The sequence below is a fragment of the Priestia sp. JNUCC 25 genome, from assembly GCF_053667915.1.
Map to the genome: position 1 here is coordinate 4,913,452 of NZ_CM132211.1, position 12,855 is coordinate 4,926,306.

Annotated in this window: 13 protein-coding genes; all 13 read right to left on the reverse strand. The window is 39.1% G+C overall.

Features of this window, described 5'->3' with window-relative positions; genetic code table 11:
- Positions 1-51 precede the first annotated feature (51 nt).
- On the reverse strand, positions 52-873 hold the full coding sequence (locus JNUCC25_RS25800; protein WP_029319382.1) for a flagellar hook-basal body protein: 822 nt from the start codon (positions 871-873) through the stop codon (positions 52-54).
- A 23-nt stretch (positions 874-896) separates the two neighbouring features.
- The gene (locus JNUCC25_RS25805; protein ID WP_029319385.1) at positions 897-1,721 is read right to left on the reverse strand and encodes a flagellar hook-basal body protein; all 825 of its coding nucleotides are present in this window, start codon (positions 1,719-1,721) and stop codon (positions 897-899) included.
- 114 nt (positions 1,722-1,835) lie between these two features.
- Positions 1,836-2,837, reverse strand: a complete 1,002-nt coding sequence (mreB, locus tag JNUCC25_RS25810; RefSeq protein WP_013059791.1) for a rod shape-determining protein — start codon at positions 2,835-2,837, stop codon at positions 1,836-1,838.
- 186 nt (positions 2,838-3,023) lie between these two features.
- Positions 3,024-3,287, reverse strand: coding sequence for a sporulation transcriptional regulator SpoIIID (gene spoIIID, locus JNUCC25_RS25815; protein ID WP_013059792.1), 264 nt, complete (start codon positions 3,285-3,287; stop codon positions 3,024-3,026).
- Positions 3,288-3,562: 275 nt separating this feature from the next.
- Entirely contained in the window at positions 3,563-4,393 is an 831-nt protein-coding gene (locus tag JNUCC25_RS25820) for a M23 family metallopeptidase (protein ID WP_028409695.1), read from the reverse strand.
- 162 nt (positions 4,394-4,555) lie between these two features.
- A complete protein-coding gene (spoIID, locus tag JNUCC25_RS25825; protein ID WP_029319387.1) occupies positions 4,556-5,578 on the reverse strand; it encodes a stage II sporulation protein D in 1,023 nt (340 codons plus the stop codon).
- 162 nt (positions 5,579-5,740) lie between these two features.
- Positions 5,741-7,045, reverse strand: coding sequence for a UDP-N-acetylglucosamine 1-carboxyvinyltransferase (gene murA, locus JNUCC25_RS25830; protein WP_013059795.1), 1,305 nt, complete (start codon positions 7,043-7,045; stop codon positions 5,741-5,743).
- Positions 7,046-7,076: 31 nt separating this feature from the next.
- The gene (locus JNUCC25_RS25835) at positions 7,077-7,817 is read right to left on the reverse strand and encodes a YwmB family TATA-box binding protein (protein WP_013059796.1); all 741 of its coding nucleotides are present in this window, start codon (positions 7,815-7,817) and stop codon (positions 7,077-7,079) included.
- Between the two features lie 160 nt (positions 7,818-7,977).
- Complete coding sequence (locus tag JNUCC25_RS25840) at positions 7,978-8,214, reverse strand: DUF1146 family protein (protein WP_013059797.1); 237 nt, start codon at positions 8,212-8,214, stop codon at positions 7,978-7,980.
- Between the two features lie 274 nt (positions 8,215-8,488).
- The gene (locus tag JNUCC25_RS25845; protein WP_013059798.1) at positions 8,489-8,893 is read right to left on the reverse strand and encodes a F0F1 ATP synthase subunit epsilon; all 405 of its coding nucleotides are present in this window, start codon (positions 8,891-8,893) and stop codon (positions 8,489-8,491) included.
- A gap of 26 nt (positions 8,894-8,919) precedes the next feature.
- Positions 8,920-10,341 carry a F0F1 ATP synthase subunit beta gene (gene atpD, locus JNUCC25_RS25850; RefSeq protein WP_013059799.1) on the reverse strand — a complete coding sequence of 474 codons (1,422 nt, stop codon included), beginning with the start codon at positions 10,339-10,341 and terminating at the stop codon, positions 8,920-8,922.
- A gap of 36 nt (positions 10,342-10,377) precedes the next feature.
- Complete coding sequence (locus tag JNUCC25_RS25855; RefSeq protein WP_013059800.1) at positions 10,378-11,235, reverse strand: F0F1 ATP synthase subunit gamma; 858 nt, start codon at positions 11,233-11,235, stop codon at positions 10,378-10,380.
- Positions 11,236-11,340: 105 nt separating this feature from the next.
- Complete coding sequence (atpA, locus tag JNUCC25_RS25860) at positions 11,341-12,849, reverse strand: F0F1 ATP synthase subunit alpha (RefSeq protein ID WP_013085461.1); 1,509 nt, start codon at positions 12,847-12,849, stop codon at positions 11,341-11,343.
- Positions 12,850-12,855: the final 6 nt, after the last annotated feature.

The window sequence follows — 12,855 nt, forward strand, 5'->3', positions numbered from 1 at the left end:
ACGATACTATTATCAATATACAGAATGCTCAATTGAGAAGCAACTACTTGCTTAGGCTCTGATTCCATTAACCAAGCCCATCATTTGATCTGCAATTGAAATAGAGCGGGAATTAAATTGATACGCACGTTGAGCAATGGACATATCAGTAAGTTCTTTACTCAAATCTACATTTGACTGTTCCAATTTCCCTTGCTCTACGCCTGCTGTTTCTCGAGCTTTTCCAGTCAAATCTGTAAACATATTCGGTTGGTTCATCCCTGCTGGAAAGGCAAATAGATTTTCTCCTTTAGCTTCTAGCACCTGCGGCTTTTGGACATTTGTTAACCCAAGTGTAAACTGGTCAACGCCCGTATTCGTAGTAACCGTTATCGTTCCACTTCGATCAATTTGTATATCTTTGAACGCGTTATTGAAAATAATAGCTTGACCATTTTCCCCCAGCACATCCTGACCAGAACCGTTTACTAATTTAACATCGTTCGGGCCTTCAGGGCTAAGATGAAAAGAACCATCTCGCGTATACTGTACAGGCTGTTGGGAATCGTTTACGGCAACTTGAAAATAAACGTTTGGATTTGATGCAGCTACATCTAATAGTTTATCTGTATTCTGAAAAGCACCCTGCGTCATATTCAAGCTCGTTTGATCTAAATAAGCGCCTGTGCCTTGCCGAATTCCGGCTGGCGTAAGCCGCTTTTCTGTTCCCTTATCTTCTTGATTGTTTACTTGTTGATACAGCATATCATTAAATGAAGCATCTCTCGCTTTATATCCTGTCGTATTTGTATTAGATAGATTATGACCAATGACATCAAGCTGCTGCTGCAGCTGTCCCATCGTATTGGCCGCTGTTATCATTGTACGGTTCATCCTTCTCATCTCCCCCGTTGCTTTTAGCGCACACGCCCAATTTCATTTGCCGCTTTATCCATGCTTCTATCGTAAGCTTGCATTATTTTTTGATTTGCCTCAAAAGCTCTGTAAGCCGTTAGTAAATCAGTCATACTTTGAGCAGCATCTACATTGGAACGTTCAACAAATCCTTGCTTTAACTGATAAGAAATGCCTGGATTATTCCTTGCTGAAGGCAAGGGCTGATTGTTCAGCGTTTCATACAATCCATTCCCTGCCTTTTTAATCGTTTGTAAGTCACTAGCATAAGCAATATCGATTTGTGCAACCTGCTGATTATTTTCCGTTACGTTACCTTGTGAATCAACTGTAAAGTTTTCACTTTTTAGTTGAATTGGTTGATTATTTGTATTTAATACATAAGCTCCGGTAGACGTAGTTAAAAACCCTTCCTGATCTAATGTAAAATTACTGTTTCTTGTATATTGAGGCGTATTATCAGGGCTTTGTACCACAAAAAATAGTCCGCCCTCTTTTGTAGGCATATTTTGCTCCATCAATGCAATATCAGTTGATTGAGACGTTTGCTGAAGATCACCTTGTGTAAAATTTGGAACTGTTTCTTGCATATACACGCCCGTATTAATCGCACCTATGTCTTTTTTGTTCTGAACAGAGATGCTACGGTCAGTAGGTAAATCTTCAGATTCCATTCGCTGCAGCAACATATCAGGAAATGCCTTTAACGTACCTTGATCTGCTTTAAATCCTGGCGTATTAGCATTTGCTATGTTATTCGTTAATAAGTCAGTTTGACGCTGTTGAGACAGCATACCCGCTGCTGCCGTGTAAAACCCTTTAAACATACTTCATCCTCCTTACAAGTAAACGTTGTTCGTTATAGCCAGCTCACAGAGTATAATAGATAAAAGAAGAGACTCCTCTGTATGAAACGAGCCAATAGAGGAGTCTTCATTTATTTAAACAATATTGCGACGAGATAGTTTATCAATATTATCGAGCATAATACCTGTTCCAACAGCTACACAACCCATTGGATTTTCTGCAATTAGCACAGGCACCTTTAATTCTTCCGCTAACAGCTGATCCATACCGTGAAGCAATGCTCCACCGCCAGTTAAAATAACGCCTCTGTCTATAATATCGGCAGAAAGTTCGGGAGGTGTACGCTCTAATACACTTTTCGAAGCTTGTACAATTACGCTGACAGACTCTCTAAGTGCCTCCTCTACTTCTTCAGAATAAACAGTAACCGTACGAGGTAGGCCTGAAACCATGTCTCGCCCTCGAATGTCCAACTCTTCATTACGAGCTTTAGGAAACACCGTACCAATTTTCACTTTAATTTCTTCTGCTGTACGCTCTCCGATTAAGAGCTTATATTTTTGCTTAATGTACTGCAAAATTTCGGCATCAAAACGATCACCAGCCATCTTAATAGAAGCTGCTGTTACGATATCGCCCATTGAAAGGACGGCCACATCGGTTGTACCTCCACCAATATCTACGACCATATTTCCGCTCGGCTGAAAGATATCCATTCCAGCGCCAATAGCCGCGACTTTTGGTTCTTCTTCCAAATAAATAGTTTTTCCACCGCTCTTTTCAGCAGCTTCGCGAATTGCTTTTTGTTCAACAGAAGTAATATTTGTTGGACAACAAATTAAAATGCGCGGCTTGGATAAAAAACCTTTTACATTTAATTTGTTAATAAAGTGTTTGAGCATAGACTCTGTAATTTCGAAGTCAGCGATAACACCATCTTTTAAGGGACGAATGGCAATAATATTACTGGGCGTTCTTCCTACCATACGTCTCGCTTCTTCCCCTACTGCTAGCACTCTATTTGTATTTTTATCAATCGCCACAACAGACGGTTCATTTAACACAATTCCTTTGCCTTTAACGTGAATTAAGACGTTAGCTGTACCTAAATCGATACCAATGTCTTTTGCTAACATACCTTAAATCCTCCTTCTATTTACATATCTTTGCATGATAACCATTCTTTTTTCCTAATTTACTATTTTATCACAATTTGTATATGTATGTTGTTATTAGCAAAAATATTTATTATATACCTATTTTATCCAAAAAATAAAATGCCCTATACTACCTCTATAAAAAAGGCAATATTGGGCATTTTTTCATTTTACAGTTTCTTCTTCCTTTTTGTACTTTAATTTTGTTGCTTCTCCTCCACGCAAATGCCGAATAGATTTATGATAATCAAGAATTTCTTTTACTTCATTTGCTAACTCAGGATTTATTTCTGGTAGACGCTCTGTTAAATCTTTATGGACAGTACTTTTCGAAACGCCAAATTCTTTCGCAATTACACGAACTGTTTTCTTTGTTTCTACAATATACTTTCCAATCTTGATAGTTCTCTCTTTGATGTAATCGTGCACACTACTCGCCCTCCCCAAATTGGATATGAGAAGTATCCAAGGGAATGTATATATTATCCCTTTTCTAACATTCTCTTTATAGGTTTGTAACAGTTTATTAGCTTGTGTGCAGATATATGCTAGAAAAGTCAGTAAGGACAAGTGATTTCTTATATTTTTTTGAAAATTTAGTGTTTTTTATTTACTTTTTTAACATAATGCATCTCATTTTAGAAAAATTCATAAAAAAAGAAGCTCGATTTTATCCAGCTTCTTTTCATATTTATGGTCTTGCCTTATGCATTTGGTTTAGACGTATCTGTTGAAGGTTGTTTTGAATCTTTATCTTCTTTAGTCTTTTCATCAGATGATTTTTCGCTATCCTTTGATTCTTCAGAAGAAGAGTCGTCTTTTGGTTCTGTCACTTCAGCTGCTTTGACTTCTTTGATAGAACTAACAGATTTTCCAAAATAACTGCTTGGATTAATTGCTACACCATCTTTACGAACTTCAAAATGCACATGTGTTTTTGCTTCTTGATTATATAAGCTTTTTCCAGCTTTTGCGATCGTTTGGCCTTGTTTAACAATATCTCCTACTTCTACATCAGCTTTCTCAAGAGATTGATACTGTGTGACTAAACCATCTTTATGATCAATTTCTACTACATAACCTAGTAAAGGATCTTTTGTTGCTTTTGTTACTGTACCGCTAGCTGCTGCTACAACATCAAATGATTTATCTCCCTTAACAGCTAAGTCAACACCTGTATTTGGATGATACGTATTGTTGTAGAAAACTAGTGCTTCTTCTTGCTGTTTTTCAGATGCTTGATCGTCGTAGAAAGGCTTTTTCACGATAGCTGATGCTTCACTAGCAACTGGCATTTTTAAATTTTCAAGCGAAGCATTTACCTCTACAGCGTCGTCTCGATAAGCCGTACCGTCTTGGCTATAGCCGCTTTTGTCTTCTTTGCTAATATCGTTTCCATTAGCTTGAAACCAAAGGACTGCTGTAAGAATAATTGCTGCACTCGCTAAATAGATAGCCGGGAACACCCAACGCTTTCTAACTAATTTTTGAACTTTCGATTTTGGAGAAGTACGTTTCTTTTCTTCCTCTCTCATATATCATCACCTCAGCAATCAGTCTGAACACAATTGAATGAATATATACACAGCGATAAAAAATTTTTTTCGATTATTTTTCAACAGATGAATCTAAAATATACATTTTATTTAAAAAAAGTGAAAACCATAAAAAAAGACCCTGCTATAAGGGTCTTTGAATTAGCGTTTAGCTGTCAATTGTGCAACAAACTGATCGTTAGGGGTAATCGCAACACCTGTATAATAATGAGTAACAATATCTTTATACGTTTTTCCTTCCAGTGCCATACCATTTGCTCCGTACTGACTCATCCCAATACCATGTCCATATCCTTTTGTGTTGATGATAATTTCATTACCTTTTTTTGTCCAATGAAAGTCGGCTGACGATAAACCCAGTTTTTCCCGAACATCTTTTCCCGACAGTTCTTTGCCGTTTATCTTTACGTAATCTACGCGCTGCCCCGGCGTTCTAGAGACGATTTCACCTACTGATCCACTGTTTGTTAATTTCACTCCAAGCCTCTGTTCAAAGCTAGCAACAGACATTACTTTCTGATTTGTAAATTCAGGGGACTTTTTATCCCATGGACTAGCTACACTTTTTAGATAAGGAATGGAATTCTTCCAATACGCTTCTGAATTTTCAGTGTAACCATTGCTGGTAGAAAAGAACGTAGCATTAATTGGCTTATTTTTATACGTAAGAATTTGACCTTGGGTGTCCTTCACTGCTTCTTGAATTTTTTTGATTTTCCAATCATAGTCTTTGTTCCATCTGCTTCTTAGCTCATCTTTATTTAAATATACTTGGTACTCTACGGTATCAGTCACATCCGCTCCTTGGGGAAGATGACTATTTCCATTCATCATAGTTTGCACAATATAGGTTCTGGCTGCCAAACTTTGAGCCTTAAGTGCTTCAAGCTCAAAAGTAGCAGGCATTTCAGCTGCTACTACCCCTACAAGATAGTCTTCAAGCGGCAGTTTTTCTACTTTTTTCGTTTCCGTACGATAAACACTGACGTCAAGAGGAGACGCTGTCACTTTTTGTAGTTTTCCGGTTTTTGGGGTCTGTTTGACATTTTCATGTAGCTTTCCATCTGTCTTTTCAGTAAAAGGAACAACGAGAAGTGTTGGGATGAGTAACACAACGAAAAAAAAGATGACTCCTAGTACGACGATTGGCTTTGCTTGTTTCATGAACGCCTAGCCTCCATATCTATTATTTTGACAAGGAACACCTATATCCCTATATTCCATATGTATGGAGGTGGACAACCTTTTATGACAGCAAACCGGCCATAAGGGTCGTCCAACGACAAAAAAAGCATCTCGCTATGAGATGCTTTTTTTATGACATATTTATTTGACGTCTGAAGCCTGTTGAGTTTGTTCTACTTGCTTTGTTTCGTCATTTACACGTTCAATATCAGCGCCTAAAGCGGCTAATTTATTGTGGAAATTTACATAACCACGATCAAGGTGTTTTAATTCCGTTACACGCGTATAGCCGTCTGCTACAAGTCCTGCTAATGTTAACGCTGCTGCTGCACGAAGATCTGTTGCTGCTACTTCAGCGCCTTGTAGTTGAGAAGGTCCGTTAATAATAACAGAGCGCCCTTCAATTTTAATATCAGCGTTCATGCGGCGAAACTCTTCTACGTGCATAAAGCGGTTTTCAAAAACTGTTTCTGTAATCATACTTGTGCCTTCTGCTGCTAATAATAATGCCATCATTTGAGATTGCATATCCGTAGGGAACCCTGGATGAGGCATTGTTTTAATATCTACTGATTTTAGCTTTTCAGGTCCTACAACACGTAAGCCGTCGCCTTCTTCAGTAATTTCAACACCCATTTCTTCCATTTTAGCAACAAGTGAACTGATGTGCTCTGCTACTGCACCGCGTACAAGTACGTTTCCGCCTGTAATAGCTGCTGCTACCATGAATGTTCCAGCTTCGATACGATCTGGAATAATTGCATGTTCTGCACCATATAATTTATTAACACCTTCAATACGGATCGTACCAGTTCCTGCACCGCGAACTTTAGCGCCCATTGCGTTTAAGAAGTTTGCTAAGTCGACAATCTCAGGTTCTTTTGCTACGTTTTCCATAATTGTAGTGCCTTCCGCTAATGCTGCTGCCATCATAATATTTTCTGTGGCACCTACACTTGGGAAGTCTAAATAAATTTTAGCACCTTTTAGTCTTCCTTCAACTTTTGCATCAATAAAACCATTTCCTACTTGAACTTTAGCACCCATTGCTTCAAAGCCTTTAAGATGCTGATCAATCGGTCTTGATCCAATCGCACATCCGCCAGGTAAAGCTACACGAGCCTCACCTGTACGCGCCAATAAAGGACCCATTACAAGTACTGAAGCGCGCATTTTTCTTACATATTCAAAAGGTGCATCTGTTTTTAACTCTCTTGATGCATCTACAACTACACGATTTGTTTCAAAATCTACTTCTGCATTCAGATGTCTTAAAACTTCGCCAATCGTAAATACATCGGAGAGAGCTGGTACATCATTTAGAATTGTTTTTCCTTCACTAGCTAATAAGGTTGCAGTGATAATAGGTAAAACGGCGTTTTTTGCTCCTTCAACTTTAACTGTACCGCTTAATCTATTTCCACCGCGGACGATGATTTTTTCCAAGGTATTCCCCTCCGCGTCCATTTTCTCTATATTAATATTCAGACGTAATGATAGGTGTGCCAACAACTATGGTTGTTTGACCGCCCATTCTTGTCTTGCGTAATGCAATTTGTAAGTTCATTTCCTGCTTTTTCGTTTGAAGAGCTTCTTTCCACAGTCCAGTATATGCTGAAACAGAGGTAAATGACTCTTCCACTAGAGATTCCACTGGTTTAGCATTGAAAGCTCGTAATAGGTCTTGAATTTCAACAGACAAAACACTTTCCATCTTATCATTGATTTCCCCCGTTGCACAAGAGAAAATTATGGGTTCTGATAGGAAAATTTTTTCATAATTTGTCTGAAATACATTTTGAAAATGGGTCATATTTTTTTCTTTTAAACCTTGTCCCGTTACATGATACGATATGTACGCATTGCTGTGTTCATCGATCGCATAAGTTAACAGAATGACTTCGTTCACATCTTCACTTTTGCGTGTACCTATTGCTTTCCATAGGTCTCTTTCCCTCTTCACTTCCCATTTAAAACCTCTAAAATTACTTTTAATACTTTTAGCTTGCGAATAAAAGGTTTTTTGGTCAGTAACAGCTTTTACTTCTTCTCTTGCATACAACGATACTTCAGTTAACGAAACATGCTGCTTATTTAAGGTGTGAACAATCTTCTCAATAGTAGTTTCATTGTTTTGGGCATTGCTCACATAACTTCCATGATATACGAATAAGCCAGTAATGAAAATAGCCAAAAAGACACTAATTTTTTTAAACATTTCGCCACTCCCTCTCCGTACTCATCAGTCTTTCCAGAAGGCGATGATACATACATGAAAAGGGTCGTCATATTTAGACATAGCGACATACATTAGCGTATAAATTCGTATATCTTCAATGAATGAACGTCTATTTTATCATAGACTCATAGCTTGCCAATCATTGAAAAAATGAGGGAATGCGCTGTGACCAAAATAAATAATCCAAAAAGAAATTACTTACTGTTGATGAAATCGTAATGGTCAATAAAATAAGCATTAATTTTGCTTGAAACACATGATTAGGTTTCATCAGCTTTTCAATTTGAAAGCCCTGCAAAGCATACCAAGTAATCACAATAAAAATCAAATGTGAAATCATGGTTAGTAACGTTTGCTGTTCAATTCCTCCAAACAATAAAAGCACTCCTTTTAAACACCATATGAAAAGAAGAGACGATCATCGTCTCTTCTTTTCATATTAAAGCACACTTATGCAAATTCGTAAACGGTAACATGAAAAACATTTATTTTATTCCCTATTTTAAGATCCTTTTCCATTATTGAACAAAATAAAGAAGATGGATGCGCTTAGTTAAATGGAATATATAATCATAGATCAATGCTATTTGCTCTTCCCCTTGTGCATAATAGAGCAAAAAAGCCCCCTCATTCGTTTGAGAGGGCTTTTTTTAGAACTTACGTTGACTAATATCTAAACGATTGACTGCCCGTTTCAAGGCAATTTCAGCACGCTTAACATCAACGTCATCTTGTTTGCTATCAAGGCGCATTTCAGCGCGCTTTTTCGCTTCTTCTGCACGAGCTACGTCAATCTCTTCAGCTGTTTCAGCAGCCTGTGCAAGAATTGTTACTTTGTCAGGTCTTACTTCAAGAAATCCTCCGCTAACAGCCACAAGTTCTGTACTGCTTGCTTTCTTCAAGCGGACGGCTCCAATTTGTAAAGGAGCAACCATCGGAATATGGCCATGTAAAATACCAAGCTCACCGCTCTGTGCTCGGGTACTTACCATTTCCACTTCTGATTCGTAAACTGGGCCATCAGGAGTCACTACACTGACATGGATTGTCTTCATTTAAAAAACCTCCTATGTCCCTTAAATTAAACTTCTACTCCCATACGTTTCGCATTTTCAATAACTTCTTCAATGCGACCAACTAAACGGAACGCATCTTCAGGTAAATGATCGTATTTACCTTCCAAGATCTCTTTAAATCCTTTAACAGTTTCTTTTACAGGAACATAAGAACCTTTTTGACCTGTAAATTGTTCTGCTACGTGGAAGTTTTGAGACAAGAAGAATTGAACGCGACGAGCACGTTGTACAACAAGTTTATCTTCATCAGATAACTCATCCATACCTAGGATTGCAATGATATCTTGTAACTCTTTATAACGCTGTAACGTTTGTTGAACTTGACGCGCAATTGCATAGTGCTCTTCTCCAACAATTTCAGGAGATAAAGCGCGAGATGTAGATGCTAATGGATCTACCGCAGGGTAAATACCCATCTCTGATAATTTACGCTCTAAGTTTGTTGTTGCATCTAAGTGAGCAAATGTTGTCGCTGGAGCTGGATCCGTATAGTCATCGGCTGGTACGTAAATCGCTTGAATCGATGTTACAGAACCTACGCTTGTTGACGTGATACGCTCTTGAAGCTGACCCATTTCCGTCGCTAATGTTGGCTGATAACCTACTGCTGATGGCATACGGCCAAGTAATGCTGATACTTCTGAACCCGCTTGTGTGAAACGGAAGATATTATCGATAAAGAATAATACGTCTTGACCTTGTTCGTCACGGAAGTATTCTGCCATTGTTAATCCTGTTAATGCAACACGTTGACGTGCACCAGGTGGCTCATTCATTTGTCCAAATACCATAGCCGTCTTCTTAATAACACCGGAATCTGTCATTTCATGGTATAAGTCATTACCTTCACGCGTACGCTCACCTACACCAGCGAATACCGAAATACCGCCGTGCTCTTGAGCAATGTTATTGATTAACTCTTGAATTAATACTGTTTTACCTACACCGGCACCACCGAATAGACCGATTTTTCCACCTTTAATGTAAGGAGCTAATAAGTCTACTACTTTAATACCTGTTTCAAGAATTTCAGCTTGTGTAGATAGATTTTCGAACTTTGGTGCTTGACGGTGGATTGGATCACGACGTGCACCTGCATCGATTGGGGCGTCTAAGTCGATTTTTTCACCTAATACGTTGAATACACGACCTAACGTAACGTCACCAACTGGTACTGAGATTGCTGCACCTGTATCTTCTACTTCTAATCCACGAACTAAGCCGTCAGTGGATGACATTGCTACTGTACGAACTGTGTTATCACCTAAGTGAATCGCAACTTCTAATGTTAATTCGATTGCAACTTCACTTGCACTGCTCGGTTTATGTGAAATTTTAAGGGCGTTATAAATTGCCGGAAGGTGTCCGTTGTCAAACTTTACGTCTACAACTGGACCCATGATTTGAGTAACGCGTCCTTTTGTCATCGTGTTCCCTCCTAACTTGCTTTTCCATTAAACTTTCTATTCTAACGCTGCCGCTCCGCCAACAATTTCCGTAATTTCCTGGGTAATTGCCGCTTGACGTGCACGGTTATATGACAATGTAAGATTATTGATAAGATCTTTTGCGTTGTCTGTTGCACTTTTCATCGCTGTCATACGAGCAGCATGCTCACTTGCTTTTCCATCAAGCAGGCCGCCGTAAATTAAACTCTCTGCATACTGAGGAAGTAATACTTCTAAAATCTCTTCTTGTGATGGTTCAAATTCATAACCAACAAGTTTACCAGAAGGTTGAAGATCTGTTAGAGGCAATAGCTTCTTCTCCGTCACTTCTTGTGAAATCGTATTGATAAAGTGATTGTAGTATAAGTAAAGTTCATCAAACGTACCGTCCGCAAACATTTGAACTGTTTGTGAAGCGATTCCTTGAATGTCAGCAAAAGCTGGCTGATCTGCTAAGCCTGTGATTTCAAGCAAAACCGGAATACCGCGTTTTACGAAGAAATCTCTCCCTACTCGTCCAATTGCAATCACACCATATTCATCAGGTGATTGATGGCGTTCTTCAATAGCTTGAGATACTTTTCGCAAAATATTACTGTTATATGCTCCTGCTAGACCGCGATCTGAAGTGATTACGATATAACCAGTCTTCTTCACGCTGCGCGCAGTTAACATTGGATGTGAAGCGCCTCTGCTGCCAAGGGCTACGCTTGAGACTACCTCTTGAATTTTTTCCATATATGGAACAAACGATTTTGCATTTTGTTCCGCTCTATTCAGCTTTGCAGCTGAAACCATTTCCATTGCTTTCGTAATCTGGCTCGTTTTTTTCGTCGATGTGATTCGAGTTTGTATATCACGTAATGATGCCAAAGGTTTCACCACCTTGTTTTAGAAGATCACGTGGTATGAAAGGTGAACAAATGTTCACCTTCACCTTATTGAAAGATTGTCTTAACATACCATGCTGACAATATATTATTCAGATGCAATAAATGTTTTCTTGAATTCTTCAAGTGCTGATTCGAATACGCCAGCTTCAGGAAGGCCACCAGTTGTACGGATTGATTCAAGTACTTCTTTACGGTTTGATTCTAACCATGTTAAGTACTCGTCTTCAAAGCGTGTAATATCTGATACTGGAACATCATCTAAGAAGCCTTTTGTTAATGCGTAAAGCACAGCTACTTGTTTTTCTACGCGAAGCGGTTTGTGTAAACCTTGTTTTAAGATTTCAACTGTACGCGCTCCTCGATTTAATTTTGCTTGAGTCGCTTGGTCAAGATCAGAACCGAACTGAGCAAATGATTCAAGCTCACGATACGATGCAAGGTCTAGACGCAGTGTACCTGCTACCTTTTTCATCGCTTTAATTTGTGCAGATCCACCTACACGTGATACAGAAAGACCAGCATTAATCGCAGGACGTACACCTGAGAAGAATAGATCTGACTGTAAGAAAATTTGTCCGTCTGTAATCGAAATTACGTTCGTTGGGATATAAGCAGATACGTCTCCTGCTTGCGTTTCAATAAATGGAAGAGCTGTTAATGAACCTCCACCTTTTGCGTCCGATAACTTTGCCGCACGCTCTAATAAACGAGAGTGCAGGTAGAATACATCCCCTGGATACGCTTCACGACCTGGAGGACGGCGTAATAGTAATGAAAGTTCACGATAAGCTGATGCTTGTTTTGTTAAGTCATCGTAAATAACAAGTACGTGCTTACCGTTATACATAAACTCTTCACCCATTGTTACTCCAGCGTATGGTGCTAAGAATAATAGTGGAGCTGGTTGTGAAGCTGATGCTGTTACGACGATTGTGTAATCTAGAGCACCGTGTTTACGTAATGTCTCTACTACGTTACGAACTGTTGATTCTTTTTGGCCAATCGCTACATAGATACATACCATATCTTGATCTTTTTGGTTTAAGATTGTATCGATTGCTACCGATGTTTTACCCGTTTGACGGTCACCGATAATTAACTCACGCTGTCCACGACCGATCGGCACAAGTGCGTCAATCGCCTTGATACCTGTTTGAAGCGGCTCATGTACTGATTTACGATCCATAACGCCAGGTGCAGCACCTTCAATTGGACGTGTTTTTGTTGTTTCTACTGGGCCTAAGCCGTCTACTGGCTGACCTAATGAGTTAACAACACGACCGATTAACTGCTCCCCTACTGGAACTTCCATGATGCGTCCTGTACGGCGAACTTCGTCACCTTCACGAATTTCCGTGTATGGTCCTAAAATAATGATACCTACATTGTTTTCTTCTAAGTTTTGTGCCATTCCCATGACACCATTTGAAAATTCAACCAGTTCTCCAGCCATGACATTGTCGAGGCCATGAGCACGTGCGATACCGTCCCCAACTTGGATAACAGTACCTACATCACTCACTTTAATCTCAGACTGATAGTTTTCAATTTGCTGCTTGATCAGCGCACTAATTTCTTCAGCTTTGATGCTCATGAATTT